This window comes from Ferdinandcohnia jepli (genome assembly GCF_047246645.1).
Taxonomy (GTDB): Bacteria; Bacillota; Bacilli; order Bacillales; family Bacillaceae_L; genus Ferdinandcohnia.
This window is the reverse complement of sequence record NZ_JBFOKR010000001.1, coordinates 201219-228058: the sequence shown is the minus strand read 5'-3', so window position 1 is coordinate 228058 and position 26840 is coordinate 201219. Positions and strand designations below refer to the sequence as shown.

Genomic DNA, 26840 nt, shown 5'->3' with positions numbered 1-26840 from the left:
AATCAACCTTTCCATATATGAATTAACTGATTTTTTTCTCCTCTTGCAAAGACATCAATCCTATTCTTCCCCCATGACGTTGAGGCTGGTTCGGATGTTAAAGTTCCGCCCAGTTCAAGCCAATCTCCCCATTTTCTGCCACTCCAATTTTTATAATAGAGGTGTTCATTTTGCCCCTTTACAAAAACATCGATTGTATTAGGTTCACGTGAAGAAGCTCCTGGACTAGATGTTAACTGTCCGCCAAGATCTTCCCAGTCACTCCATTCAGTCCCATTCCAGTATTTATGGAAAAGTGAACGGTTTTCACCTCTTCCAAATACATCAATTCTATTTGGCCCCCAGGAAACTGCTGCTGGAGCAGAGGTTAGCTTACCACCCAGATCCTCCCAGTCACTCCACTCAGAACCATTCCAGTATTTGTGATAAAGATGTTTATCATTTCCTCTTCCAAATACGTCTAAACGATTCTCAGACCAAGACGAAACTGCTGGAGATGATGTTAAAACTCCACCCAAATCCTCCCAGTCACTCCAAGTAGAATTTTCAAAGTATTTATGAATTAATTGTTGATTCTCTCCCCTGGCAAAGATATCTACTCTTTCTCCTCCCCATGAAATGGCTGCTGGTGAGGATGTCAATATCCCTCCAAGATTTTCCCACTCAGACCAACTTGAGCCGTCCCATTGTCGTTGGAATAAGTTTCTATTTCTACCTCTCACATAGACATCAAGTCGGTTTCTTCCCATTGCTACGGGTGCAGGTCCTGATGTTAAAACTCCTCCAAGGTCTTCCCAGTCACTCCAGTTCTTTTCAGGCACATAATTAATGTTCTCATAGGTTAGACGTATTACTGTTTTAAAAACTCTCTCAATCTCTGAAGTAGGAATTCGATATGGTGCTAGAATAGTAAATAACCAATTTGCTTGGTTTCGGAATGCATAATATGTTTGATTGACCTTTTGATCAAGTGAACCTGAAAACTGTTTGTTTGTTGTTAAAGTAAACATTACTACTTGCGAGAACACATATTGACTCGTTCTGCGGTCTACATTATACTCTGATAATTTTTCATATTGCGGTTTTATTTTATCGCGGATAGCTTGCCAGACAGTTCGAAACTCATTATTTTGTCTTACTTGCTGGGCTTGTATCTGTTGTTGACCGGTAATATATGCGTTTTGATAATGATTTACAGGATAAGCTTGATAAAAACGAGATGGCTGAAAATAAGGATGGACTTGATACCCTCCATATGGATAACTCATGATCATTACCTCCCTCGAAAAAAGTTCTTCATTTCATACTATGAATCAATTTAGGAAAGTAACCCATTTTATTTCCTTTACACGCTTCATAGACTAGTAAAATTTACCATATTCAGATATATCTAAATTTTCTAAATAATACTTTACAACTAAACAATTACACTTCATAATTAAGGTAACTAACATATTAAATCTATCACACCCGTTGGGTGCAAAATGAAAAAGGAGTGATCGTAAGTGGACCATTTTAACAAAGAACAAAAGAATGAAGTAATCGTTATTACTACAACACTTGAGGAAGAAATGTATGAAAAGGCAGCCGAAATGGTTCTAACGCAATCACAGGCATCCTTTCAAAAAGTAAAGCTTATGCAACAAATTGACGAATCACTGTTAAATAAAGATAAAGAGCGATTTATGGAATTATCAAAACAATATATAACCTTGCTTTCCCAACACAGCTTTCTTCAATGAAGGAATTTGGCTAGTGCGTAAATGCACTAGCCTTTAATTTTGTTTTTGTGTACATTACAAGGAAAATTAATGATATTATATGAGAAAAGCTTATTGAATGCTCGAGAAGTCAACGAAATTTTACACAATTAACATATATCCTTAGACTAGCATTTACTGGGCTGTCAAAGTGAATCTGAACTTCTTGAGTAAATTCTAAAGAGAGGAAGTAGTCAGTGGAACACCTATTAAATACCCATGTAAAGAATATTGAATTATCAGGAATCCGTAAATTTTTCAACATGGTTTCCGATTATAAAGATGTTATTTCATTAACAATTGGGCAACCTGATTTCTATACACCTGAACATGTTAAAGAAGCTGGAAAAAGCGCAATCGACCAAAACTATACTACATATACACATAATGCTGGCTATCCAGAGTTACGAAAAGCTGCCACACAATTTTTGCATACAAAATATGGCCTCTCCTATAACTATGAAAATGAAGTAATTACAACAGTAGGTGCTAGCCAAGCAATTGATATTGCATTTCGGACTATTCTTTCAGAGGGTAGTGAGGTTATCCTGCCTGGTCCAGTCTACCCTGGATATGAACCGTTAATTAGACTTAGTGGTGGAAAAGCAAATATTGTGGATACTACAACAAACGGTTTTCGGTTAACAGCAGCATTATTAAAAGAACATCTTACTGCGAATACCCGTTGCATTGTATTACCATATCCCTCCAATCCAACTGGAGTTACGCTTTCCGAAGAGGAATTAAAGGAAATTGCTTCTTTAGTCGAAGGAAAAGACATTTTTATACTTTCTGATGAGATTTATAGTGAACTTGTTTATGAAGGACAGCACCATTCAATAGCAAAGTTCCTACCAGAACAAACTCTTGTTATCAATGGATTATCAAAGTCTCATTCAATGACAGGTTGGAGAGTTGGGTTTATTTTTGCTCCAGAGTATATCACTAAGCATATGCTGAAAGTACACCAATATAACGTTTCCTGTGTATCCTCGATCTCACAAAGAGCCGCTCTTGAGGCACTGACAAATGGAATAGATGATGCGGATATTATGAAAAAAGAATACTTACAAAGAAGAGATTATGTTTACAACCGATTACAATTGATGAATATAGACGTGGTAAAACCGAATGGTGCTTTCTATTTATTTCCGTCTATTACTAGATTTGGCGAATCGTCATTTGACTTTGCAATGACCCTTGTAAAGGAAGCTGGAGTAGCGGTTGTACCTGGAAGTGCATTTTCAAGCTACGGTGAAGGCTTTGTCAGATTATCGTATGCCTATTCGCAAAACACATTAAAAGAAGCCCTAGACCGATTGGAAAACTATTTAGGTACGTTAGACTAAATCAGCGTTTGGTATTTAGAATACTTGCCTTATTTTAAACACATAAGAAATGCGCAAGCGCCTTGACCAGCCCCGACAAGCGCTGGCCGGCTAAAGTCGCCACGTCCTGTGGCAACGCCGGCACTAGCACGTCCTGTGCGTCGGAACCCTGACGAGGAGGCTCGAAAAAAAGCATAGCTTTTTTCCTGCGAGGATAAACCTCACGAAGCGTTCCTTAGTGTTGCCGCCGCAGGAGGGGTGAAGCGACCTCGAGGGCTAGGCGGTGTAGCTAGACACAGAAAACTAGGTAGAAACATTTATACTTTCTTATCTTATATGAAAAAACGGTGTAGTCTCGCAGACTACACCGTTTTAGTAATTACAGGCAAGATAATATTAAAGGTTGTCCCCTCATTTTCCTTGCTATGTACTGTTATTTTACCATCATGGTTATCGATAATATTGTAGCTAACCATCAAACCTAAGCCAGTACCCTTTTCTTTTGTAGTATAAAAAGGTTCGCCTATTCGATTTAAGATTGAAGCTGGGATTCCACATCCTTCATCAGCAAATGAAACATGTATTAAATCATCAATAACTTTTGTTTGAATATAGATATTTCCGCCATCAGCCATGGCATCTATAGAATTTTTTATTAAATTTATAAAGACCTGTTTTATTTGATTTTCATCACAACGAATCGTACATGGCACATTCGCAAGTTCTAGATTAATTTGGATGTTTTGCAAAATTGCTTGTGTATCTAATAATGTAACAACATCTCGAAGGATCGTCCGTACATCCATTTCTTTGTACTTGACTTCAGATGGCTTGGCTAGTAATAGTAACTCGCTTAGTATTAATTCAATTCGGTTTAATTCTGAAAAAATAATATCGAAGTAGTTTTGCTTTCCTTCAAAATCATTATGAAAAAGCTGTAAAAAGCCTTTAATGGCTGTTAATGGGTTTCTAATTTCATGTGCAATTCCAGCTGCTAATTGTCCAGCAATTGACAGCTTTTCCGACTTAATCATGAGCCTTTCTGCTTTAATACGGTCAGAAATATCTCGGATAATTACTTGCACAGCATCCTCACCAAAGTAGGTTGTTGGTATTCCAATTAACTCTGTATAAATCTGGCTGCCGTTTAAGGTATACCATGATTGTTTGCTAAAATTCACTTCTCTTTTTTCTGAATTAACAATATCTATAAACTCTCTTACCTGATCATGGTTTTCAGGGTGAAGAAATGAATAAATATTTTTCCCGAGCATTTCAGTATAGCTACTCGCTCCAAACATTTGAACACCGGAGTCATTAATAAACACCCAATTGTGGTTATATATAACTGCTATTGTATCAATTGAGTTTTGAACGATACGTTGATATCTTTCACGACTTCGATGAATGATATCGTGAAATGCCTTCCTAGAAGAAATATCATGTAACACAATATATTCATATGTATCATTATTTAAGTAAAGGGGTACCTCTTTCACCTCTACAAAGATTTCCTCATTATTACGTTTCTTCCACTTTTGTTCTATATTTCCAACACTATATCCATTTTGTAATTGTTGAATCCTTTTCGAAACAACATCGTGATATTCTTCATCTATAAATTGATAAACAGAATACCCAATTCCTTCACCTATACTAGGAATTTCTAATAGAGATGCTGCTGCATTGTTTAAATATACAATTCTGCCAAGCTTGGCAATGATAATTGGAAGTGGAGCGTCATCTATTAAAGCACCATTCTCACGAACCCCATTAAGGTTCAATTTTGATATTGTAGAATCAACATTTATAGTAGTATCTGCAACCACTGGTATTAGTTGAGTAGAAGGTTCAATTAAAACTTTCATCTTTAATAGAACCTCATCATAATCACTTGAAGTGGAGTTATATATCGGTTCTATGTGTGTCTCAAACCAAATAAAGTCATTATCAGTTTTTAATAACCTGACTGTACATGGCAAATTATTATGTATATTAAAGAAATAACTTTCAATCATAAAACGATCATCAGTATGGATAATATTTTTAATTGATGTACCAAGCAATGAATCAACGTTATAGCCTAGTAACTCCTCACAGTTTTTCGATACATATAGTATTTTCCCGTTAACTGTAACTGACATAACCAGATTGATAGGCAATGTATGTTGCTGCTTAGTCAATTCCTTTGAGACCTTATATTGGTTTTGCATACTATTATTGAACCTCCCATCATCAGTGGGTGAATGTCATAAATTAATTTTATGTAATCTTACAAGAAGATTCATCAACATTTTTTGACATAAAACAGCCAAATTTTTACCATATCTCTACCTTAATTTAGGCGTTCCTCCTTATCCATAGGCAGAAAGACCTGTTTTGAAAATATTATCTAGGTAATTTTTGTTATTTTTTAACTTTTTCGTATTATTCATTTCAAATTAGCATTTCACTAAAAAAACGACCAGAAGATACCCCCTGGTCTTACCTTTTTAGATAATTATTACGGAACAAGGATTAGTTTACCTACCGTTTTTCTTCCTTGAAGAAGTGTGTGAACCAGTGCGGCTTGATCGAGACGATATTCTCCACCAATTGTTAGTGTTAATTTACCACTTCCTACATATTGAAGTAATTCTACTAGACTAGTTTGAAGAAGATCCGGTTTCCTCATAATTTGTGGTAAAAAGAAGCCGATGACAGATTGATTTTTTGCCATTAAACTTGAAGGGTACATTATACTTTGTTCTCCACTTGCCACACCATAAATGACAAGACGACCAAAAGTGGCTAGACACCCTAACGTTTTCTTAAATACTTCTCCCCCAACCATTTCAAGGGCAACATCAACACCCTTACCATTTGTAAGCTCAAGTACCTGTTTCTCCCAATCTGGTAAAGTATAGTTTATTACCTCGTCAGCACCCATTTCTTTAGCAAGTGTTAGTTTTTCATCTGTACTAGCTGTTGCGATTACCTTACCTGCACCGAATAATTTTGCTAATTGAACTGCAATTGTACCTACTCCTCCAGCCGCAGCATGAACCAGGATGGTCTCTCCTCGTTCCATGCGACCCATTGTTTTAATAATGTGATACGCACTTAGGCCTTGTAGGGGTAATGCTACTGCTGTATTAAAATCGACCTCGTCTGGAATCGGTATTAAAGATTGTTCATAAGCGACAGCATACTCTGCATAGCCTTTTGATTCGATTAATGTTACAACCCTCATACCCACCGATACGGAACGTACATCTTCTCCCACTTCAACGACAATACCCGCTATCTCTGCCCCCGGAATAAAGGGAAGCCCCGTTTTTACAACATATTGCCCTTCCCGACGTGCTGTATCAGCATAGTTTACGCCTATTGCTTTTATTTCAATTAATACTTGATTTGGTTTTGGCTTTGGTTTTTCGATCTCAACTAATTTTAATACTTCTGGTCCGCCAAATTCAGTGAATTGTATTGCTTTCATAGTAATACCTCCTATTTTTATAGTTCTCTATTTAACTGTATAGCTTTTTGATCGATTTAAGGTGTTTGAGATTTCACGCTTTCGCTTAGTCGAACCCGGCTTTGTTAATGCAACTAAATTTCTTGAAATCAACTTTGTATACTGGAGAAGTTTTTCCCCATCAATTGCTCCAGTAAGTAATTTTTTCGATGTAGCTTCAAAATCGACTAATACATCGTCAACAAATGCTTCTGCTAATGTAATCTTTAATTGTTCCTTCTCTTGCCCATTTCGATTAACCGCTTTGGACGCACGCAGTACAACGGATTCTACTGCATATAGTTGAATCGCTAAGTCTGAAAGCTTCATTAACGCTTCTTGTTCATCCTGCAAGCTTGGACCGTATGTTTCAAATAAAACACCAATTGAAAAAAGAACGATATTTCGAAACATAGCAACAGCTTGGTTTTCTCTAGCAAGTATTCCATCAATTTCAATATTAGGCGATTGAAGTTCAAGAATTGCCTGTTGAATCATCTCTTCTATTTGTAATTCACCTTTTAGCGCTTTTCTAAATAACTGGGTCGGGATTAATAGCCTGTTAATTTCATTTGTTCCTTCAAATATGCGATTAATTCGTGAATCTCTATACATTTGTTCAATTTTATATTCTTTTATATACCCTGCTCCGCCATGAAGTTGCAGCGCCTCATCTGCAATTTGGTCAAGTGTTTCTGAACCATACACTTTACAAATTGCACATTCAGTTGCGTACTCCATCATTCTTTTTCTAACCAGTTCCAGGTCACTATTACTATATAAATCTCCAAGAGCATCCTCTAGTAGTTGTGCCGTGCGATACTGCACAGATTCTGCCGCATATATCCTCGTAGCCATCTTCGCTACTTTCTCTTGTGTAGCACCAAAGCTTGCAAGTGTCTTTCCAAATTGCTGCCGTTCATTGGTATATTCTAAAGCAAGCTCTAAGCCGCGCTTTGCACCGCCCATACATGCTGAACCCAGGTTAAAACGACCTAAATTCAACACGTTTAGAGCAATTACATGTCCCTTACCAATTTCCCCTAACACATTTTCAATAGGCACCTTACAATCTTCAAAGAATACTGCTCTAGTTGAAGATCCTTTTATACCCATCTTGTTTTCTTCAGGTCCTAGTGAAAGCCCCGGGAAATCTTTTTCTACGATAAACGCAGTAAATTTCTCTCCATCAATTTTTGCGTAGACAATAAATGTATCTGAGAACTGCGCATTGGTGATGAATATTTTTGTACCATTTAGTAAGTAGTGGCTGCCCGTCTCATTCAGAACCGCTGTTGTTTTGGAAGCTAACGCATCAGACCCAGCACCAGGTTCTGTTAAACAATAAGCTCCAATATATTCTCCTGTAGCTAATTTCGGTAAGTATTTTTCCTTTTGAGCTTTGGTACCAAAATAAGTGATTGGTAATGTAGCAATACAAGTATGGTTGGAGTGTGCAACTCCATATGCACCTGTTCGACCAACCATCTCACCCACAATTCCCTTACTAACTTTATCTAATCCAAGACCACCATACGTTTCAGGGATACTATGAGCTAATAATCCTAGTTGGCCAGCATGTTCCATAAGTGATACAACAACATCAAAATTTTGCTTATCAATTTCTTCTTGAAGCGGTTCAACTTCGTTCTCAACAAACTGTTTTGCCATTTTACTAATCATTTTATGTTCATCTGTAAAATCCTCTGGGGTAAACATATCTTCTGCTTCAATCTGTGAATATAAAAAACTAGCTCCTTTATATTTAATGCGAACTGAATCCATAATCGTCCCCCTTAACAATTGATTTCCTATTCTTTAGAACTGGTACAATGGGCAAACTATCTTTATCTGCAACGAATTGTAATTCTTTTTGGAACCCAAGTTCCGATATCAATCTGCCAACTCTCGAAGCCCCTAAAAGCTCAACTTCTTTGCCTCTAAAGCTTCTGTAAAAAGTTAGGGCTGCAAGTGCAGAATCAGTTAGATCATAGCTGACATTTTCTTTAGCTAGCAAACAATCTAGAAAATAGCCGGCTCCTAAAAAATCCTCGAGACAAAATTTGTCCGATGAACCAGAACAAACCACAACTACAGTTTTATTAGAGTGCAGCTTGTTAATATGTTCAGCAACTGCATTCGCATTTAACAGTGAACAAATATATACTGCTTCAGCATTTGCTGAATTTTTTATAGCTACAGTACCGTTTGTAGTAGAGAGTATCACTGTTTTGCCTTGCACCTTCTCTTTCAACTGTATGGGATTTGGATCAAGAAAGCCTTCGATTGTCTTCCCTTCATATTCACCAACAAGTAGAATATTAGAAGAATCTCTACCAAACGATTCCTTCCTTGCTTCTTCCCCATTTAGAACTGGTATGACTTCTTTCGCACCATAATAAAGACCAGCTGTAATTGTCGAAGTCGCCAGGAGTACGTCAAATACAACTGCTATTTTATTGCCGCTCATTTTATCTTGATTTATCTCTTCTTTTTTTAGTAGGAGATGAAGCTTTGCCATAGATGCACCCTTTCTATAAAGGAATTATGTTTTAGAGGTTTCTACTGCATATTGAACTAAACTTTTCACAAAATAGTTAAAATGAGCAAAGCGTGGATCATTCGTTTGCCCTTTTTTATAACGATAGTAGATTTGCTGACATATAACTGCCAGTTTGAAATAAGCAAAAGTCAAATAAAAATGGATAGAAGAAAGATCTCTGCCACTTTTCATTGCATATCGTTCAATAAATTCTTCACGAGTGTAAAAACCATCCATTACTGTAACTGGTGGTTTTCCTAGACCTTGTTTTAACAAATCTGGATCATCAGCCTGAATCCAGTAGCTCATGGCAGCTCCAACATCTGCTAGAGGATCTCCTACAGTTGTCATTTCCCAATCAAATAATCCAACCATCTCAGTAAGATCGTTTGAAAACATTGCATTGTTTAGCTTGTAATCATAATGAATGATTGTTGGTGTTGAGGAATTTGGAATGGTTTTCACTAACCAATTTTTCAACTCCTCGACACCTTTTATTTCATCTGTTTTAGCTCGCTCGTAACGTGTAATCCATCCATTCACTTGGCGTTCCATAAACCCCTGCGGTAGAGTCATATTTGTAAAAGTTGTTTGTGTGTAATCTATATCGTGGAGCCTGACTAGATTATCAACCATTTCCTCTGAGATTTTTCTGCCTAATTCTGGTGTTGGCTTAAATTCCTTCGGGAAAGACGTATCAAGGACTATGCCATGCTTTCTCTCCATAACAAAAAATGAACTACCTACTATCGAAACATCATCAGAATATAAGAATGGCCTCGGAGCCAACGGAAATACTTGATTCAATTCATTTAAGATGATAAATTCTCTGTTCATATCATGGGCTTTTGGTGCAACTGGACCATGTGGCGGCCTTCTCAAAACAGCTTGCCATTCATTAATTGTTAGTTGATAGGTTAAATTAGAATGTCCCGCTCCAAATTGCTTTATTTCCAATTGTCCTGCTGGGATATCCTCAATATTTGCCCGTAAGTAATTCTCCAGAGTTGGTATATCGAGTTCCTCCCCTTTTCGAACAGGAACTGTATCTGAATAACTCATATAATTATTACCTCCCATCCTAAACTACATATATCGTTCTAGTTCTACTCGTAAGAGTTCTGGAATTGGTTCACTTTTTTGTTTTTCAAAATCAAAGTAAACGATGACTGCGGTTCCCCTAGCTATTAAATGATTATTCTTTGAATCTATTATTTCATGTTCAAGCTGGAAGCTTTTATTTCCAATGTTACTAACTTTTGTAGTTACTCTTAATAGTTGATTAAAATACCCTTGGTCAATGAAATCACATTTAGTTGACGCTAATATGTAACGCCATTCTTTTGCATCCATCTCAAAACCAATTGTCTCAAAAAACTTTATACGTGCGTCCTCGAGATAAATGAAGTAGCTGGTATTGTTGATATGTCCTAGGGCATCAGTTTCACTAAACCTGACATTAACAAGTAATTCATGTGCCATTTCACGCATCCCTCCTAAGCAATCATTGTACTGACCGGTTGGTATGTAAAGGCGAAAAAAATTTGGTAGGAGAACCCCCAGGGAGGGTTCTCCACATTTTATTGTATATTTTTCATTTCAATTCCACTTAATATCATGTCGACAAAGATTTTCGCAACCTCTTTATCGGATAACTTACCAGTTGGTTTAAACCACTCATAGCTCCAATTTGTCATCCCGAGTATTCCGAAGGTTGCAATTTCAACAGAAAGATCCTGACGAAATTCTCCCTTAGCAACTCCTTCTTCAAGCAATGTTTGAATATTAAAGCGAAATTGATCGCGCTTTGGTATGATTTGTGCCAAGTGCTCTTCACTAAGGTTAATCATCTCCCTAAAAAACACCTTAGCATTTGCACCTTTTGTTTCAATCCTATGAAGCAGCAAGTAGACTATTTCATAGAGTTTTGTTTTACAGTCTTTATAACTACTACTTAAAATTGATTCCTGTTCATATAGTAATTCCTCTATATAACCATGATGAATATCCATTAATAACTCTTCTTTACTAGAGAAATAATAATAAAATGTACCTTTGGTTACTCCCAGAGAGTCAACTATATCCTGGATAGAGGTTTCAGAAAATCCCTTTTTTTGAAATAATACGACACTTTGTTCTGTAATTTTGTTCTTCATGAAGTTTTCCTCTCTCAGTTTTGAATCAATACGCAAATGCGTAAGTTACCACTGATTATATCATAAAGAAATATTTCAGATTATTGTACTTTTGTGACTTCTTCTCTAAGAACTCGTCTTAAAATCTTCCCTACGTTCGTTTTCGGAAGCTCTTCTCTAAATTCTAAAAGCTTAGGAACCTTATAGGCTGATAAATGCTCCTTACAGTAGGAAATAATCTCTTCTTCTGTTGCTACTTTCCCTTGTTTTAATACAATAAAGGCTTTAACGGTTTCACCACGATATTGGTCAGGAACCCCTACCACCACCGCTTCTTGAACGGCAGGATGCTCGTACAATACTTCCTCAATATCTCTCGGATAAATATTATAACCACTTGCAATTATTAAGTCCTTTTTACGGTCGACAATATACACATAACCGTCTTCATCCATTTTTGCGATATCACCTGTGAACAACCAACCATCACGCAATGTAATCGCTGTTTCCTCTGGCATATTCCAGTAACCCTTCATTACCTGTGGGCCCTTAACAATTAGTTCACCTAATTCACCATAAGGAACTTCATCTGTGCCCGTTGCCAGATCCACAACTTTGTATTCTGTTCCTGGAATACCAATGCCAATACTTCCAGGTTTTCTTTCTGCAAAAATAGGATTACAATGTGTAACCGGTGAAGCTTCAGATAATCCAAAACCTTCAAGTACCATAGCACCTGTTTTTCTCTCAAACTCTTTCATTAGTTCAACTGGCATTGGGGCGCTTCCGCTGTTACATACGCGGATGCTGCTTAAACTATATTCTTCTGCTTTTGGATGATTTGTGAGTGCGACATACATTGTTGGAACTCCCGGGAACATCGTTGTTTGTTCACGACTTATTGTTTGGAGAAGCTCTTCAACATCAAATCTCGGCAGCAATGTATTTGCTGATCCACAGTAGATTGATAGATTCATTCCTGAAGTCATTCCAAACACATGGAATAGCGGAATTACTGTTAAAGAACGCTCTTTTCCGAATGTAATGTCACTTTTAAAGAATTCGTAGCTCTGAATGATATTTGCAACAAGGTTACGATGTGTAAGCATAGCTCCCTTTGAGCGTCCTGTTGTACCACCTGTATATTGTAATACGGCGATATCATTTTCAGGATCAATTTGTACAGGTGAAACAGTTCCTGTAGCTGTTTGCATGAATTGTTCAAAGGTTTTATCAGGTGCAAAGTCAGCATCCGTCGGCTGAATACTAACCATGATAATATTTTTTACGTTCGTGTTTGGCTGGATTGCTTTAATTCTTGGATAAAGAGCATCTAATGCTATAATCGTTTCTGCTCCAGAATCGCTTAATATGTACTGAAGCTCCCTTTCAACTAATAATGGATTTATCTGAGTAATGATTGCGCCTGTATTCAAGGCTCCAAAATAAGAGATCACGTACTGTGGGCAGTTTGGCAACATAATTGCTACACGGTCTCCCTTTTGTACCCCAGCTGCTTGTAAAGCGGATGTAAACACATGTGCTAAACCAGAAAGCTCTTGATATGTCATTCGTTTATGGTAAAAAATAATTGCTTCATTTTGTGGTATTTTGGCTGTAGTGTCTTGGAGAATTTGCCCTAACGGAATATTAGGTATTTCTACCTCAGTTGCAGTCGTTGATGGATAATTCTTTAACCATACTTTTTCACTCATGAAAACGCCTCCATTTTTTTAGATTAATATATTGGTGTATCTTTACTCCCTATTAATCTGTTTTTCTCTGAGGTGCCCAAAAACAATGACCATTTTTAGCATAAGTTACAGCCGCTTTTAAGATGCGTGCATACCACCATCTACAATGATTGTATCTCCCGTAATAAAATTTGAAGCATTGGATGCTAAAAATACAGCTACACCTTTTAAATCTTGATTTGTACCAAGACGACGAAGTGGTGTCATCTCTTTAAGGAAATCTCCACCTTGTTCAATGGTAACCTTCGACATTTTAGTTGGGAAGAAACCTGGTGCAATTGCATTTACATTAATATTATGTGGTCCCCATTTTGCAGCTAGATCTTTCGTAAATGTAATAATAGCTCCCTTACTTGTGTTGTAACCAATCGTGTCCATAAATCGCGGATCAATCCCACCAAGTCCAGCTACAGAAGAAATATTAATGATTTTTCCGCTTTTTTGTTCAATCATTACCTTCCCTGCAGCTTGACTCATTAAAAATGTACCATTTACATTGACGGACATAACCTTTTGCCAAGCGTCAAATGGCATATCTACAACTGGTGCTCCCCAAGTTGCACCACTATTGTTTACTAAGATATCGATTGTTCCGAACTCTTTTACAGTTTCTTCAACAACTCGTTGTACATCTTCAGGTTTTGTCACATCACATTGTAAAGCTAGTGATTTTACACCCTTCTCTTGTATACGAATACTAACCTCTTGGCAAGCTTCAAGCTTACGTGAGCATACAACAACATTTGCTCCTGCTTCTGCAAAACCCAAAGCTATTTGCTCCCCTAAACCTCTGCCACCACCTGTAACGATTGCTGTTTTTCCTTTTAAACTGAACATATCTAATACTTGCATGAAAACACTCCTTATCTAGTAAACTTTGATTCTCATTTTTACATATATTTTTTCAACTCTAGTTTTGCAACCTGAGTCTTATGAACTTCATCTGGACCATCTGCAAGACGTAATGTACGTGCATTTGCCCATTGAGCCGCAAGTGGAAAATCATCACTTACCCCTGCTGCACCGAAAGCTTGAATTGCACGATCAATTACATTCAGTGCCATTTTTGGCGCAATAACTTTTATCATAGCAATTTCCGCTTTAGCTTCTTTATTTCCAACGGTGTCCATCATATATGCTGCCTTCAATGTCAGAAGACGTGCTTGTTCAATTTCGATACGGGAAGTCGCAATCCAATCTTGGATGACTCCTTGTGTAGCAAGAGGTCTGCCAAATGCAACCCTCTTTTGAACTCGTTTACACAATTCTTCCAATGCCCGCTCTGCTGCACCAATAAGTCTCATACAATGATGAATCCTGCCTGGACCCAATCTCCCCTGCGCTATTGCAAAGCCTTTCCCTTCACCCCAAATCATATTAGAAGCAGGTACTCGAACATTGTTATATGTAATTTCTGCGTGCCCATGTGGCGCATGGTCATATCCAAATACGTGTAACATTCTTTCGATCTTAACGCCCGGGGTATCTAATGGCACTAGGATCATTGATTGTTGTTCATGCCTCGGAGCTGTTGGATCATTCTTTCCCATTACAATAGCAATTTGGCAACGCGGGTCTCCAGCACCGGAAGACCACCATTTACGCCCATTAATAATATACTCATCACCATCACGAGTAATGCTTGCTTGTATATTCGTAGCATCTGATGAAGCAACATCAGGCTCAGTCATTGAGAAGCAGGAACGAATTTCACCTTGTAACAATGGTTTTAACCATTTTTCCTTCTGTTCATCAGTCCCATAGCGAACAAGAACTTCCATATTCCCAGTATCAGGCGCATTGCAATTAAACACCTCAGGGGCAATTAATGACCTTCCCATAATCTCACAAAGTGGAGCGTACTCCACATTTGTTAGGCCAGCACCATGTTTACTTTCAGGTAAAAATAAGTTCCACAAACCTTGAGCTTTTGCTTTTTCCTTTAACTCTTCTATTATTGGCGGTACATTAGTCCAGCGATTTTCCTGTGCATTTAATTGTTCCTCGTACAGCTTTTCATTTGGGTAAACAAATTCATCCATGAAAGCGTTTACTTTTCTTTGTAGTTCAATTACCTTTTCCGAATAAGAAAAATTCATTGCCACAACTCCCATCAAACTTACTAACCGGTTGGTATGTAACCATACTTATATATTACTACTACCCCCACAACTTATTCAAGAACTTTTCAAAAAATTCCAAACAGTTGCCCAGTAACTCACAAGTGTCTTTCTAGGGAGGACATTTGTATTTCTGTGGTGTCAGGCACCACAGAAATACAGTTGTCCACCTTTCACAATACAAAAAAAATGCCACGGCTCTATAGCTGTGGCATTTACAGCTTGATATTTTTAGAGTCCGCCTTCGTACTTTCCATCGTTCTTAGGCGCTTTTTCTTTTTTTGCTTTTTTCTTGTGTTTTTGATTCGCGTCATGACTACCAAGTTCATGACTAAATTCAGAATCAATTACTGCCGAATCAAAACCTTGTTTATTCTTTTGTTGTGGGTCATTTTTCTTATTGCGCTTTGCCATTATAGAGCACCCCCTTGCGAAATAATCATAGTTATTGTCTACCTACGGAGATTTTCTATACTTTACACTTTTACACTTCAAAGATACATTATAAAAAAACAAAAAAACACGCCGAAAATTACGACGTGTCCCCTACTCACTAGTTCCAGAGCTTATATAAAGCTTGTGTTCCGCTATTTTCTTCTCCGTTTTCAGCTAGTTCATCATATAGTTTCTTAGCTAATTCAAGTCCTGGAGTATCCATTTTCATTGCCTTAGCTTCCTCAAGAGCGATCCCCATATCCTTAATAAAATGCTTGATAAAGAAACCAGGTTCAAAATCACCAGCGATCATTCTTGGAGCTAGATTAGATAATGACCAGCTACCTGCAGCACCACTAGAAATGCTTTGTAAAACCTTTTCCGGATTCAGCCCTGATTTTCTGGCATATGCGATTGCCTCACTAACTCCAATCATATTTGATGCGATGGCTATCTGATTACACATTTTTGTATGTTGCCCAGAACCAGCCGGACCTTGATATACAATATTTTGCCCCATGATTTCCAGTAATGGTTTACATGCGGCAAATACTTCCTCATCGCCACCAACCATAATTGCAAGTCTAGCTTCCCTCGCACCTACATCTCCACCTGATACGGGTGCGTCTAAAGAGAACATTTCTTTTTCCTTTGCGATTTCATAAATCTTAGACGCAAGTGAAGGTGTTGAGGTTGTCATATCAATAAAATATGTACCTTTTCTCGCATTTTTAAGAAGTGCATTTTCACCAAGATACACTTCTTCTACGTCGTATGGATAACCTACCATCGTAATTATTACATTTGATTCTTTTGCCAGTTCAGCAACTGACTCTTTCCAAACCGCACCACTTTCAATAAGTTCTGTGGCCTTTTCTTTTGTACGAGTATATACAAGTACCTTATATCCCTTTGCTAAAAAGTGACCTGCCATGCTTTTTCCCATAACACCTGTTCCAATAAACCCTACTACTGTGTTTTCACTTGTCAGACTGTTAGTATGATCCATTAATTCATTCTCCTTATTTTTTATCTACATCATATCATACAAAAAAATTAAATTATTGGTTTAATTTACAGTAATAGCAGTATATAAATTAAAAGCCAACCCTAACATTATTCTAAAGTTAAGGTTAGCTTTATTAATATCATTTTATTTCATCTGCCACCGCACGGCCGGCAACACGTCCAGAAAATAGGCAGCCTCCAAGGAAAGTACCTTCTAATGCACGATAACCATGTACTCCTCCACCACCAAACCCACTAACCTCTCCAGCTGCAAATAGTCCAGGGATAGCCAAACCATCTTCATTCAGCACTCTTCCAGATAAATCTGTTTGTAATCCGCCAAGTGTCTTCCGACTAACGATATTCAAACGTACAGCAATTAGCGGTCCATTCTTAGGATCAAGAATTTTATGTGGTTTTGCAGCACGTATCAGTTTGTCACCTAGATAATTTCGCGCTCCATGGATTGCTGTTATTTGTAAATCCTTTGTAAATGTATTGTCTATTTCACGGTCACGCGCCTTTATTTGCCGCTCAATCTCATCATATTTTAAGAGCTTTTCCTCAGTTAATTTATTCATTCCTTCTACTAACTCATTTAAATGAGTGGCAACTACAAAGTCTTCTCCTTTTTCCATAAAAGCTTTAACAGGTCCAGGTGCTCCTGGTAGAACTCTCGATAATACCTTTTTAATACTTTTACCGGTCAAATCCGGATTTTGTTCAGAACCTGATAAGGCAAATTCTCGTTCTATTATTTTCTGTGTTAAAATGAACCATGAATAATCATAACCAGTCTTTTTTATCGCCTCTAATGTTCCCAACGTATCAAAGCCAGGAAAATTCGGGGCTTCAAAACGCTTTCCTTTGGCATCCAGCCATACCGAAGATGGACCAGGTAAGATTCGAATTCCATGCTTAGCCCAGACTGGATTCCAGTTTTTAATACCTTCTGTATAATGCCACATTCGATCACGATTAACGATTCTGCCTCCTGCTTCTTCTGTTATACCAAGCATTCTACCATCAACATGTTCCGGGACACCCGAGAGCATCTGTGCTGGCGGCTCACCGAGTCTACTCGGCCAATTTTGTCGGATAAGATCATGGTTACCACCAATACCACCACTAGTCACAACTACAGCTTGTGAGTGATATTCAAAGTTGCCAATCACTTCTCTTGAGCTTGCTTCTCCGCGTTTTGCAGAACTTGGTACGAGTACAGAACCGTAAGCACCAACTACTTTTCCATTAGCCGTTAATAACTGGTCCACACGATGGCGTGGCTTATAGGTGACCATACCACTTTTAATATGTGCTCGAACACGTCGTTCAAACGGTTCTACGATACCAGGACCCGTTCCCCAAACAATGTGAAATCTAGGTACCGAATTTCCATGTCCTTCGGCAAGGTATCCCCCTCGTTCTGCCCAACCAACAATAGGAAAAAATTTAACACCCATACTATGTAACCATGCACGCTTTTCCCCTGAAGCAAAATCAACATAGCTTTCTGCCCATTTACGCCCCCAATAATCTTCATCTTCAAGACGGTCAAATCCAGCTGTACCTAGCCAATCCTGCCAGGCCAACTCTTTTGAGTCCTTAATACCTAGGCGTCGTTGTTCAGGAGAATCAACTAGAAATAAACCACCAAATGACCACCAAGCCTGTCCTCCAAGAGATGCTTCTGGCTCTTGGTCTAGTAAAAGTACTTTTTTACCTTTATCTGCTATTTCTGCTACCGCTACGAGCCCAGCAAGACCTGCACCAACAACTATCACATCGAAAGCCATAGAGCCCTACCCCCTTTAAGCAACCTTATTTATTTTTTCAATATTCACCTTTTTATTTCCTTTAAAGTATATATAGAGGAAAATTTTGCGTCAATATAATGACTAATAATTCTGTAAATAACTTCGTGATAATAGCCTAAGTTTTCATTTTTCTTTAGAAAATACCTAAAAATTGGGGATTTGTACCTTACGAAACCGGTACATATTCCATAGGATAGTAACAAACAGATATGGAGGTGTTCTAGATGAGTGGAGTAAAAGGCGGATATGGAGCAGGTTTTGCTTTGATTGTCGTGCTGTTCATTCTATTGATCATTGTTGGAGCTGCTTATGTAGGATATTAATCCAGTAAAGTTTAATAATCAATAATTAATTATAAAAAAGGAGAGGTTATTATGTATTGTGGATACGGTGGATACGGATACGGTGGTTTCGGAGGTTATGGATACGGTTACGGTCGCGGAGGCTTTGCGCTAATCGTTGTATTATTTATCCTATTAATCATCGTTGGCGCTGCTTGGTTCTAAAATAAAAAAGGTAGAAAGCCAGCAATCAATGTTGCTGGCTTTTTTACTTGGCAAATAGGACAGTATAAATACTTTCCTATCTGCATAAGGGCAACTACGGCCCTGCTGTCGCCTAAAGGCTCGGCAATCCCCGAGTTTTCTAATTATCGCCTTTAAATATATCTTGGAATTTCTTCATCTTCTTATCAACCTTAGGCTTAATATGAAATGGATTTTTAGGCTGAACCATATTTTCCGGATTGACGTCAGCTCTAATCCCCATCTGTTCCCCTTGCATAGAAGTAGTATCACTAATTATACTTTCAAATCGTCCATCAAAATGCGGGTCTCGTTCTTGAGTTTCATTTTCATTTTCTAGCATTATAATCATCCTCCTGTTCTTAAATTTCTCGCCTTTTTATGAATTTATGTATTTGGTTTACTTCCGTAACCATAGAGTAATCAATTAGCTTATTTGGAACACTATTTATAAAGCATATGTAAGGAGGTATTTTTAATGGGTGCAATAGATCGAGATGGATATCGTTTTGAAACAGAATATAGTGTAATTAATCAAAAAGGTGCAATCCATGTTTATCGCGAAGGTGAATTTGTAAAAGAATTACCATTCACTTTTAAAGGAGAACAGCCAGAACCCGCTTTAATTGAGGAAGTTGTTAATTCCTATTTTGAACTGAAGGAATAAAAACATAATCTCGACAGGATTGTAAGTTTACGATAAATCAATAGATTTTTTCCCTTTTCAACCCACAAAAAGTAACGTAAACTGTCAATAGTGGGGTGATAGTAGATGTTTAGAAAAGAACTTTACGTATTTAATAGGCATGTACCAACAAAAGCAATTATTAGAAACTATACAACCAATGACTTTGATGAGTTAATTCGAGTGCAGCAGGAAAGCTTCCCTCCTCCCTTTCCATCTGAACTATGGTGGAACAAGGATCAATTACATAATCATGTAAGTTTGTTTCCTGAAGGTGCTCTTTGTGTTGAAATAGACGGAAAAATTTGCGGCTCTATGACGGCTTTAATTGTAGACTTCGATCCAGATCACCCAACTCATACTTGGGAAGAGATTACAGATAATGGTTACATATGCAATCATACTAAGGATGGAAATACTCTTTATATTGTGGATATTTGTGTGAGCCCAGCTTATAGAAAATATGGACTGGGTAAATGGTTAATGCAGTCAATGTACGAAGTTGTTGTGCATTTACAATTAGAAAGACTACTTGGTGGCGGCAGATTATCAGGTTACTCAAAGCATTCATCAGAACTACAAGCTGAGGAGTATATCAAAAAAGTAATTGATGGTGAACTAAAAGATCCAGTAATCACGTTCTTGTTACGTTGTGGTAGAACCCCAGTTCAACTAATTGAAAACTACCTTGAAGATGAAGAATCATGTAATTACGGTTTATTAATGGAATGGAAAAACCCATTTCAACGTATTTAAAAAATGAGTCAAACCACTATGTGGTTGACTCACTTTTTTATTTATACCATAAAATTAGCTTTTACAAACTGCACAACTTCTTCCGTTGTACTCATTGAAAGAATTTTTTCCTTAAATCCAGCGATTTCAGCTTTTGAAAGCTTTTTAATCTGTGAACGAGCCGGCAAAATAGAAGTAGCACTCATACTAAATTCATCAAGTCCGAGCCCTAGCAGAATTGGAATCGCAATCGAATCTCCAGCCATTTCTCCACACATTCCTGCCCACTTTCCTTCTTTATGAGCTGCTTCAATAACCATTGAAACTAAACGTAAAATGGAAGGAGAATATGGTTGATACAGATATGATACTCTTTCGTTCATTCGGTCAGCTGCCATTGTATATTGAATTAAATCATTTGTTCCAATACTAAAGAAGTCGACTTCTTTTGCAAATAAGTCAGCTAACACAGCAGTTGAAGGAATTTCAACCATGATACCAAGTTCAATCGAATCTGAAACTTCAGTTCCACTTGCAACAAGCTTTTCTTTTTCCTCTAATAGAATTGCCTTTGCTTCTCTGAACTCATCCAGTGTAGCGATCATTGGGAACATAATTTTTAAGTTTCCGTAAGAGCTTGCACGTAATAATGCTCGCAGTTGAGTACGGAAAATATCTTGTTCCTCTAAACATAAACGAATTGCTCTAAAGCCTAAGAAAGGATTCATTTCTTTTGGAAGATTTAAATAAGGAAGTTCTTTATCGCCACCGATGTCAAGGGTACGAACGACAACCGGCTTACCTTCCATACTCTCAAGTACTGTCTTGTATGCTTCAAATTGCTCTTCCTCAGTTGGCAGTTGGTCACGTCCCATGTATAAAAACTCAGTACGATATAACCCTACTCCCTCTCCACCATTAGCAAGAACACCTTTCACATCTTCAGGCGTTCCAATATTTGCAGCAAGCTCGACATGTTGATTGTCACTAGTAACTGTTTTTTCATTTTTCAGCTTAGCCCATTCAGTTTTTTGAGCTTCATATTTTTCTTTCTTTTCTCTATATTGAGCTAAAACCTCTTCAGTTGGGTTAACAATTACATCGCCATCAAGACCGTCTACAATCACCATTACTCCATTTTCAATCTCAGAAGTAACATTCTTTGTTCCCACAACAGCAGGAATCTCCATTGACCTTGCCATGATAGCAGAGTGTGAAGTACGACCACCAATATCTGTAGTAAACCCTTTTACATAATTACGGTTTAGTTGAGCAGTATCAGAAGGAGTTAAATCTTCTGCAATTATAATAACCTCTTCAGAAATCATACTTGGATTAGAAATAGTAACGCCTAACAAATGAGACAATACACGCTTTGTTACATCTCGAATATCAGCAGCTCTTTCCTTCATGTATTCGTTATCCATTGCCTCAAACATGCCAATAAACATTGTTGCAACTTCTTGTAATGCAAACTCGGCATTAACCTGGTCGTTATTTATTTTTTCCTTAATCGGGCCTAACAGTTCAGGGTCACTTAACACAAGAAGATGCGCTGCAAAAATAGCTGCTTTGTCTTCTCCAAGCTCTTCATTTGCACGATTTTTAATAACTTCTAATTCTTTTTTTGATTGTTCTACAGCTGCATCAAAACGTTGAGTTTCAGCCTCTTTATCCGAAATTATTCTTTTCTCAACTGTAAGATCTGGGTGCTCTAAACGGAAGCTTTTTGCAATCGCAATCCCAGCTGATGCTGCTATACCTTTAATAACAGTAGACATTATTCACCAAGTCCTTCTTTTACAATCGTATCAGATAATACAGAAATAGCTTCATCAGCATCAGAGCCTTCTGCAACAATTTTAACTTCAGCGCCTTGTCCAATACCTAAAGACATTACGCCCATAATTGATTTAAGGTTTACTGATTTACCATTATATTGTAATTGAACGTCAGAGTTGAATTTTCCAGCTGCTTGTACTAATACGGTAGCTGGACGTGCATGAATTCCAGATTCACTTGTAATTTTAAATGTTTTTTCAGCCATTTGAATTTCCCCTTTTTAATAAGATTTTATGAAAAAGATTTACTAACTAGTACGAGATGATGTTAGACAACACCAATATGTAGGATCTTTTCAATTCGAAAAGACTACAGTATTAAAACATGTTAATATTGCACAAGCCTAGTAAAGTCAGCCGCTTTCTGTATTATTCCACTTATATCATTTATGTATTACGCCTACTTGAATGCTGTACAAAAAGACAACAAAATAAAAAGACATGAGAAAGTAAGGACTTTAATTATGTTTAGAGATAGATTACCCCTTTGTACATAATTTCAACCAAATCTTTACTCATGCCTGATCGTATCAGTAACACGTAATGTATTATTCATTTTTACTTGCAATTCGTTGTAAATGAACAGTGAGATAAACAGCCTCAGCATCAGATACATTCATAATAAGTGCCTGTTGCATTGTTTTAATGACTTTCCACGAGAGATTATAGCATACAGGATATTCTTTTTTCAACACTTTTGCTAGACTCTCGGTTTCTTCTACTTTTTCTCCGTTCACAACTCTGTCAATTACATAACGCAAATGTCGTATTAATCGTAAATAATTAACTCCTTCTCTATTAAGTGTAAGATCAAGTTCTCTCTCAATTAAGGTAAGTAATTCGGAAATTAAATGAGAATGTTTATTTACCTCTGATAGAGAACGGTTGGATAAAGCACTATGTATATGTAGAGCAATGAAACCCACTTCTCCAATGGGTAATTTAATATTTGTTTTTTCTCGTAATATCTCGACAACTTCTGCAGCCACTTCGTATTCGAGTGGATATAGTGTTTTTGTCTCTAATAGAAATGGATTTGAAAGGTCTAAACCCTGTTCCAAACGTTTAATCGCAAAGGCAAGATGGTCGGTCAACGCAATATGGATATGCTCATTTAACTGATCATGTACCCGCTTTCTAATATGGTCAATAATGTCATTCATTACCTCAATAAAACTTTCATCCAGGGAAGTTAACAATACCTTGTATTGTTCCTGCTCCTTCTCATTGCGGAGTACAAATATCTTTTCTGCCTTATTTTGTGTAATGTTATCACCATGATTTTTCCCAAATCCAATACCCTTACCAATTAATACTACTTCATGATAAGTGGAGTGTGTGGCAATTACTACATTATTATTTAATATTTTTTTTATGATAAAGGACTCCATATTGAATCCCGCTCCTTTAAAAGCATGTACTAACCACTCTATCTTACTAATCGTAATAGGATTACGTCAACGTTTCTACATATTTATTTAAATACATTCAAATATAATGAGGCCATTTCTTTATATCATTTATCCTATTTCATGTATAATGACAGAATACACGTACATAAAAAACGGAGGAATAAAAATTGATCAAATTAATAGTAAGTGACTTGGATGGAACTCTCTTACAAAATGACAACACTGTAAAGGATGAAGATGCCAGAGCACTCAGATCTGCTGTCGAAGAAGGTATTCAAATTAGCATTGCTACTGGAAGAATGGACAATGAAATAATAGAAGTTTTATCGTCCATTAATGAAAAATTCCATAGAATTAGCCAAAACGGAGCATTCGTATCGACAACTGAAGATAAATCTATTTTCTCCCGTACATTTGAGACTTCTACCGCAGAATTAATTTATAATAAAGTACTCCCCTCAAACTTTGTAACTCTCATTTGTAGCTATGATACGAACTACACATGTGAAGAAAATGAGTACGTAAGTGGGATACAGGAAAGAATGTTCCATCCAATAATTATCGACCCAGCCATCGGTACAAAATTTGATGAAGTGAAACCATCGAAAATTACTTTAATCGGCTTTGAAAATGAGATCATGAATATGGAAAAGCAATTAAAAGAAGAACTAGGTGCTCAAATTGATTTGTTCATTTCTGAAAAGCATGTATTAGACATAATGCCAAAAGGAATTAGCAAGGGCAATGCACTCCAAACATTATTAAACGTACTTTCTATTAAACCAGAGGAAATTGCATGTATTGGTGATTCCTTTAATGACATTCCGATGTTTCAATTAACACCACATAGCTATGTTATGTCTCATGCACATGACCTAGTCAAACAAGAAGCAGCACATATAGTTGATTCTGTTGCTGAAGCAGTGGCACAAATACGGTTGGAGAATCAAAAACAATCTGTATAATAACAAAAAACTCGAAGGATTAAAAACATCCTTCGAGTTTTCTATTATGATACCGATTCTAAATAGTTTTGTTTAAACAATTCCGCTTCCAATGGCTTGCCATAAAAATAACCTTGGATTTCATGACATCCCAACTTATGTAAAACCTGGATTTGATCATTAGTTTCTACACCTTCAGCAATTACCTTAAGGTGAAGGGTATTTGCCATCGATATTATTGTTGCAACAATTGCTTCGTTTTTTTGCATTTCATGTATAAAGGACTTATCAATTTTTAGTCGATCGATGGACAGTTTATGAAGATACCCTAACGAACTGTATCCCGTTCCAAAATCATCCATACTAATCTCTATACCAATACTTCTAAGTTTTTGAAGAATCTTATTTGTTTCAAATTCATTATTCATCATCGTTGTTTCTGTTATCTCAATTTCTAAACAGGTTGGGTCAAGGTTAAATTCCTTCAATGTATTTAAAATCGTGCCAGTAATATCCCCTTGATAGAAATGAATGTGTGAAATATTAATTGATACCCTGCCTTTAAAGCAGCCTGAGTTAACCCACTCATTAATTTGTTGGCATACCCGACGAAGAACCCATTTTTCAATTTGAATAATAAATCCTGTTTCTTCAGCCAGCTTAATAAAAGTAACAGGAGAGATCGCTCCTATTTCACTATGATTCCAGCGAAGAAGAGCTTCAGAGCCAATTAGTTCATTAGTGAAGCTATTATACTTCGGCTGATAATAGACCTCTAAAAGATCATTTTCAAGTGCATAACGCAAATCATTTTCCATGTTAATCTTTTCAATCGTTTTGTCATTCATGTCAGTATCATACACTTGAAAATCATCTGAACCATTTTGTTTTACATTATACATCGCAATATCCGCAAATTTCACCAATGAATCTATATCTTCACTGTGCTCTGGAAAGAATGCAATACCAATACTCGCTGTAATCAGGCAGTCATGTCCACGAACTTTAAGTGGTTTACGAAACTGTTGGATAATATCATTAGCAATTCTTGTTACTTTTTCCTGTTCCGTAACATTTGGTAAAATTACATTAAATTCGTCTCCACCCATTCTAGCAATAAAAAAAGATTCATCAAGACTTGCTTTAAGTCGATTTGCAATCTCTATTAAAACCTTGTCTCCAAATGCATGTCCAAAAAGATCATTTAATCGTTTAAAACGATCAAAGTCGATGTTCATGATGGTAAATGGAACTTGCTTCTGCTTTAACTTATGTAGCCTCATTGTATATAGACGCCGGTTAGGAAGTGTCGTTAATTCATCATGGTATGCAAGATAATTAATTGTTTCCTGAGCTTTCTTACCTTCAGTCATATCCTTCACAATTCCATATACACCAATAATTTTGTCCTTTACGATAATTCGAACGGATGTAATTCCTACATCTGCTAATGATCCATCTTTCTTTACTATTCGTATTTCAAAGATTTCTTTTTCTCCCTTTAGTGCATTGTTAAAGGATTTATGTATAATTTGCACATCGCCTTTGTGTACGAAAGCTGAAAAATGCTTACCTACCAATTCGTCCTTCTTAAACCCTGTTAAATCGATTGCAGCACTATTCACACTAAGTAAGTTTCCTTTAAGGTCGGTTCGAAAAACAGCTTCTAGATTGTGTTCAAACAAAGATCGATATCTCGAAATTTTGATATTCAACTTTTTAATAAAAGCAAACATTATTCCCAAGACTATAAAAACAAATATAGCCAGCAACGAAATAATTGATAATTTAACAGTGATTGTATAGATAATGGTGGCCCTCCTTAGAAGTCAAGACCTAGGATAAATTCGTTTTCATTATACTGGAAATTACATGATTTTTCCACAATTTCCGACAAAAAGATTTATATTTTACAGAAAATTTTAAAATATGATTTCAATACAACAAGATTTGGAGGTTGAGGGAATGCCAACTTTTACGACAACGAATCAGACTTACCTTTTTTATGAAGTACACGAATCCGGGACAGTAATCCTTTTCATAGATCCTCTTGACAATTGCAATAAACATAATTCACGAAAAACGCGATTTTTTATTTCTACATAAGACATAATAAGAATGCATATGACATCTATGAAAAGGGGGGATAGAAATGGCAAAGAAAGGTAGACAAAACAAGGTAAGCCAAGAAGTAGCTAATCCTAACGTATCAAGTAATGAGGAGTTTGGAGAGGAAATCTCAGGGACCCCTAAGAAGCAGAAAAAGAAGAACAAAAAATAGATATAAGCAACTAGTTTTCACAA

27 protein-coding genes are annotated in these 26840 nt (G+C 36.9%); 8 read left to right on the top strand and 19 right to left on the bottom strand.

The genetic code is table 11. From position 1 onward, the window contains the following. Positions 1 to 2: 2 nt before the first annotated feature. The gene (locus AB3M96_RS01175) at positions 3 to 1268 is read right to left on the bottom strand and encodes a PLL family lectin (protein WP_412965722.1); all 1266 of its coding nucleotides are present in this window, start codon (positions 1266 to 1268) and stop codon (positions 3 to 5) included. Between the two features lie 237 nt (positions 1269 to 1505). Here AB3M96_RS01175 and AB3M96_RS01170 point away from each other — a divergent pair, with 237 nt between their 5' ends. Together AB3M96_RS01170 and AB3M96_RS01165 are read left to right on the top strand one after the other, a co-directional pair. Continuing rightward, on the top strand, positions 1506 to 1742 hold the full coding sequence (locus tag AB3M96_RS01170; protein WP_412965721.1) for an IDEAL domain-containing protein: 237 nt from the start codon (positions 1506 to 1508) through the stop codon (positions 1740 to 1742). 215 nt (positions 1743 to 1957) lie between these two features. Next, positions 1958 to 3109: an aminotransferase A gene (locus AB3M96_RS01165; RefSeq protein WP_412965720.1), complete on the top strand. Its 1152-nt coding sequence runs from the start codon at positions 1958 to 1960 to the stop codon at positions 3107 to 3109. Between the two features lie 341 nt (positions 3110 to 3450). Here AB3M96_RS01165 and AB3M96_RS01160 read toward each other — a convergent pair whose 3' ends face one another. The 13 genes from AB3M96_RS01160 to AB3M96_RS01100 all read right to left on the bottom strand — a co-directional run bounded on the left by AB3M96_RS01160 (position 3451) and on the right by AB3M96_RS01100 (position 18374). Beyond that, entirely contained in the window at positions 3451 to 5301 is a 1851-nt protein-coding gene (locus AB3M96_RS01160) for a PAS domain S-box protein (RefSeq protein ID WP_412965719.1), read from the bottom strand. A gap of 290 nt (positions 5302 to 5591) precedes the next feature. Then, positions 5592 to 6566, bottom strand: coding sequence for a quinone oxidoreductase family protein (locus tag AB3M96_RS01155; protein ID WP_412965718.1), 975 nt, complete (start codon positions 6564 to 6566; stop codon positions 5592 to 5594). A 27-nt stretch (positions 6567 to 6593) separates the two neighbouring features. Next, complete coding sequence (locus tag AB3M96_RS01150; protein WP_412965717.1) at positions 6594 to 8369, bottom strand: acyl-CoA dehydrogenase FadE; 1776 nt, start codon at positions 8367 to 8369, stop codon at positions 6594 to 6596. Then, positions 8350 to 9105 carry a 2-phosphosulfolactate phosphatase gene (locus AB3M96_RS01145; RefSeq protein ID WP_412965716.1) on the bottom strand — a complete coding sequence of 252 codons (756 nt, stop codon included), beginning with the start codon at positions 9103 to 9105 and terminating at the stop codon, positions 8350 to 8352. The genes AB3M96_RS01150 and AB3M96_RS01145 overlap by 20 nt, the downstream gene beginning before the upstream one ends. Before the next feature lie 24 nt (positions 9106 to 9129). Continuing rightward, positions 9130 to 10188, bottom strand: a complete 1059-nt coding sequence (locus tag AB3M96_RS01140) for a phosphotransferase family protein (protein ID WP_412965715.1) — start codon at positions 10186 to 10188, stop codon at positions 9130 to 9132. Between the two features lie 24 nt (positions 10189 to 10212). Next, entirely contained in the window at positions 10213 to 10608 is a 396-nt protein-coding gene (locus tag AB3M96_RS01135; protein WP_412965714.1) for an acyl-CoA thioesterase, read from the bottom strand. A 98-nt stretch (positions 10609 to 10706) separates the two neighbouring features. Further along, on the bottom strand, positions 10707 to 11282 hold the full coding sequence (locus AB3M96_RS01130; protein ID WP_412965713.1) for a TetR/AcrR family transcriptional regulator: 576 nt from the start codon (positions 11280 to 11282) through the stop codon (positions 10707 to 10709). Between the two features lie 80 nt (positions 11283 to 11362). Next, positions 11363 to 12976, bottom strand: coding sequence for a long-chain-fatty-acid--CoA ligase (locus AB3M96_RS01125; protein ID WP_412965712.1), 1614 nt, complete (start codon positions 12974 to 12976; stop codon positions 11363 to 11365). A 117-nt stretch (positions 12977 to 13093) separates the two neighbouring features. Further along, complete coding sequence (locus AB3M96_RS01120; RefSeq protein WP_412965711.1) at positions 13094 to 13867, bottom strand: SDR family oxidoreductase; 774 nt, start codon at positions 13865 to 13867, stop codon at positions 13094 to 13096. A gap of 38 nt (positions 13868 to 13905) precedes the next feature. Then, positions 13906 to 15114 (bottom strand): acyl-CoA dehydrogenase, encoded by a 1209-nt coding sequence (locus AB3M96_RS01115; RefSeq protein ID WP_412965710.1) that lies wholly within the window; start codon positions 15112 to 15114, stop codon positions 13906 to 13908. A gap of 252 nt (positions 15115 to 15366) precedes the next feature. Continuing rightward, positions 15367 to 15549 carry a hypothetical protein gene (locus AB3M96_RS01110; RefSeq protein ID WP_412965709.1) on the bottom strand — a complete coding sequence of 61 codons (183 nt, stop codon included), beginning with the start codon at positions 15547 to 15549 and terminating at the stop codon, positions 15367 to 15369. Positions 15550 to 15688: 139 nt separating this feature from the next. After that, positions 15689 to 16579, bottom strand: coding sequence for an NAD(P)-dependent oxidoreductase (locus tag AB3M96_RS01105; RefSeq protein ID WP_412965708.1), 891 nt, complete (start codon positions 16577 to 16579; stop codon positions 15689 to 15691). 139 nt (positions 16580 to 16718) lie between these two features. Next, a complete protein-coding gene (locus AB3M96_RS01100; RefSeq protein ID WP_412965707.1) occupies positions 16719 to 18374 on the bottom strand; it encodes an FAD-binding dehydrogenase in 1656 nt (551 codons plus the stop codon). A 245-nt stretch (positions 18375 to 18619) separates the two neighbouring features. On the opposite strand from AB3M96_RS01100, the gene AB3M96_RS01095 reads away from it, so the two are divergent. Both AB3M96_RS01095 and AB3M96_RS01090 read left to right on the top strand, forming a co-directional pair. Then, positions 18620 to 18718: a YjcZ family sporulation protein gene (locus AB3M96_RS01095; protein WP_412965706.1), complete on the top strand. Its 99-nt coding sequence runs from the start codon at positions 18620 to 18622 to the stop codon at positions 18716 to 18718. A gap of 51 nt (positions 18719 to 18769) precedes the next feature. After that, positions 18770 to 18901 carry a YjcZ family sporulation protein gene (locus AB3M96_RS01090; RefSeq protein ID WP_412965705.1) on the top strand — a complete coding sequence of 44 codons (132 nt, stop codon included), beginning with the start codon at positions 18770 to 18772 and terminating at the stop codon, positions 18899 to 18901. A gap of 139 nt (positions 18902 to 19040) precedes the next feature. Here AB3M96_RS01090 and AB3M96_RS01085 read toward each other — a convergent pair whose 3' ends face one another. Next, the gene (locus AB3M96_RS01085) at positions 19041 to 19271 is read right to left on the bottom strand and encodes a hypothetical protein (protein ID WP_412965704.1); all 231 of its coding nucleotides are present in this window, start codon (positions 19269 to 19271) and stop codon (positions 19041 to 19043) included. Between the two features lie 126 nt (positions 19272 to 19397). Between AB3M96_RS01085 and AB3M96_RS01080 the strand changes: the two genes are divergently transcribed. Beyond that, positions 19398 to 19586, top strand: a complete 189-nt coding sequence (locus AB3M96_RS01080) for a DUF5370 family protein (protein ID WP_412965703.1) — start codon at positions 19398 to 19400, stop codon at positions 19584 to 19586. 105 nt (positions 19587 to 19691) lie between these two features. Then, the gene (locus AB3M96_RS01075; protein ID WP_412965702.1) at positions 19692 to 20360 is read left to right on the top strand and encodes a GNAT family N-acetyltransferase; all 669 of its coding nucleotides are present in this window, start codon (positions 19692 to 19694) and stop codon (positions 20358 to 20360) included. A gap of 41 nt (positions 20361 to 20401) precedes the next feature. On the opposite strand, the gene ptsP is transcribed toward AB3M96_RS01075, so the two are convergent. The 3 genes from ptsP to glcT form a co-directional block, all read right to left on the bottom strand. Continuing rightward, positions 20402 to 22120, bottom strand: a complete 1719-nt coding sequence (gene ptsP / locus AB3M96_RS01070; protein ID WP_412965701.1) for a phosphoenolpyruvate--protein phosphotransferase — start codon at positions 22118 to 22120, stop codon at positions 20402 to 20404. Beyond that, positions 22120 to 22386, bottom strand: coding sequence for a phosphocarrier protein HPr (locus AB3M96_RS01065; RefSeq protein ID WP_412965700.1), 267 nt, complete (start codon positions 22384 to 22386; stop codon positions 22120 to 22122). Before AB3M96_RS01065 ends, ptsP begins: the two co-directional genes overlap by 1 nt. A 342-nt stretch (positions 22387 to 22728) precedes the next feature. After that, positions 22729 to 23571, bottom strand: coding sequence for a glucose PTS transporter transcription antiterminator GlcT (gene glcT / locus AB3M96_RS01060; protein ID WP_412965699.1), 843 nt, complete (start codon positions 23569 to 23571; stop codon positions 22729 to 22731). A 188-nt stretch (positions 23572 to 23759) separates the two neighbouring features. Between glcT and AB3M96_RS01055 the strand changes: the two genes are divergently transcribed. Further along, positions 23760 to 24557, top strand: coding sequence for an HAD family hydrolase (locus tag AB3M96_RS01055; RefSeq protein WP_412965698.1), 798 nt, complete (start codon positions 23760 to 23762; stop codon positions 24555 to 24557). Positions 24558 to 24601: 44 nt separating this feature from the next. Here the strand turns inward: AB3M96_RS01055 and AB3M96_RS01050 are convergent, their stop codons facing one another. Next, entirely contained in the window at positions 24602 to 26251 is a 1650-nt protein-coding gene (locus tag AB3M96_RS01050) for an EAL domain-containing protein (protein WP_412965697.1), read from the bottom strand. Positions 26252 to 26688: 437 nt separating this feature from the next. On the opposite strand from AB3M96_RS01050, the gene AB3M96_RS01045 reads away from it, so the two are divergent. Then, positions 26689 to 26817, top strand: coding sequence for a hypothetical protein (locus tag AB3M96_RS01045; RefSeq protein ID WP_412965696.1), 129 nt, complete (start codon positions 26689 to 26691; stop codon positions 26815 to 26817). Positions 26818 to 26840 lie beyond the last annotated feature (23 nt).

What these genes read in the sequence shown, in the direction of transcription:
- AB3M96_RS01045 (WP_412965696.1), top strand. Translation starts at nt 26,689, where the DNA reads ATGGCAAAGAAAGGTAGACAAAACAAGGTAAGCCAAGAAGTAGCTAAT.
- AB3M96_RS01130 (WP_412965713.1), bottom strand. Translation starts at nt 11,282, where the DNA reads ATGAAGAACAAAATTACAGAACAAAGTGTCGTATTATTTCAAAAAAAG.
- AB3M96_RS01095 (WP_412965706.1), top strand. Translation starts at nt 18,620, where the DNA reads ATGAGTGGAGTAAAAGGCGGATATGGAGCAGGTTTTGCTTTGATTGTC.
- AB3M96_RS01100 (WP_412965707.1), bottom strand. Translation starts at nt 18,374, where the DNA reads ATGGCTTTCGATGTGATAGTTGTTGGTGCAGGTCTTGCTGGGCTCGTA.
- AB3M96_RS01150 (WP_412965717.1), bottom strand. Translation starts at nt 8,369, where the DNA reads ATGGATTCAGTTCGCATTAAATATAAAGGAGCTAGTTTTTTATATTCA.
- ptsP (WP_412965701.1), bottom strand. Translation starts at nt 22,120, where the DNA reads ATGTCTACTGTTATTAAAGGTATAGCAGCATCAGCTGGGATTGCGATT.
- AB3M96_RS01115 (WP_412965710.1), bottom strand. Translation starts at nt 15,114, where the DNA reads ATGAATTTTTCTTATTCGGAAAAGGTAATTGAACTACAAAGAAAAGTA.
- AB3M96_RS01120 (WP_412965711.1), bottom strand. Translation starts at nt 13,867, where the DNA reads ATGCAAGTATTAGATATGTTCAGTTTAAAAGGAAAAACAGCAATCGTT.
- AB3M96_RS01065 (WP_412965700.1), bottom strand. Translation starts at nt 22,386, where the DNA reads ATGGCTGAAAAAACATTTAAAATTACAAGTGAATCTGGAATTCATGCA.
- AB3M96_RS01160 (WP_412965719.1), bottom strand. Translation starts at nt 5,301, where the DNA reads ATGCAAAACCAATATAAGGTCTCAAAGGAATTGACTAAGCAGCAACAT.
- AB3M96_RS01175 (WP_412965722.1), bottom strand. Translation starts at nt 1,268, where the DNA reads ATGAGTTATCCATATGGAGGGTATCAAGTCCATCCTTATTTTCAGCCA.
- AB3M96_RS01080 (WP_412965703.1), top strand. Translation starts at nt 19,398, where the DNA reads ATGGGTGCAATAGATCGAGATGGATATCGTTTTGAAACAGAATATAGT.
- AB3M96_RS01125 (WP_412965712.1), bottom strand. Translation starts at nt 12,976, where the DNA reads ATGAGTGAAAAAGTATGGTTAAAGAATTATCCATCAACGACTGCAACT.
- AB3M96_RS01090 (WP_412965705.1), top strand. Translation starts at nt 18,770, where the DNA reads ATGTATTGTGGATACGGTGGATACGGATACGGTGGTTTCGGAGGTTAT.
- AB3M96_RS01110 (WP_412965709.1), bottom strand. Translation starts at nt 15,549, where the DNA reads ATGGCAAAGCGCAATAAGAAAAATGACCCACAACAAAAGAATAAACAA.
- AB3M96_RS01135 (WP_412965714.1), bottom strand. Translation starts at nt 10,608, where the DNA reads ATGGCACATGAATTACTTGTTAATGTCAGGTTTAGTGAAACTGATGCC.
- glcT (WP_412965699.1), bottom strand. Translation starts at nt 23,571, where the DNA reads ATGGAGTCCTTTATCATAAAAAAAATATTAAATAATAATGTAGTAATT.
- AB3M96_RS01085 (WP_412965704.1), bottom strand. Translation starts at nt 19,271, where the DNA reads ATGATTATAATGCTAGAAAATGAAAATGAAACTCAAGAACGAGACCCG.
- AB3M96_RS01075 (WP_412965702.1), top strand. Translation starts at nt 19,692, where the DNA reads ATGTTTAGAAAAGAACTTTACGTATTTAATAGGCATGTACCAACAAAA.
- AB3M96_RS01145 (WP_412965716.1), bottom strand. Translation starts at nt 9,105, where the DNA reads ATGGCAAAGCTTCATCTCCTACTAAAAAAAGAAGAGATAAATCAAGAT.
- AB3M96_RS01155 (WP_412965718.1), bottom strand. Translation starts at nt 6,566, where the DNA reads ATGAAAGCAATACAATTCACTGAATTTGGCGGACCAGAAGTATTAAAA.
- AB3M96_RS01140 (WP_412965715.1), bottom strand. Translation starts at nt 10,188, where the DNA reads ATGAGTTATTCAGATACAGTTCCTGTTCGAAAAGGGGAGGAACTCGAT.
- AB3M96_RS01105 (WP_412965708.1), bottom strand. Translation starts at nt 16,579, where the DNA reads ATGGATCATACTAACAGTCTGACAAGTGAAAACACAGTAGTAGGGTTT.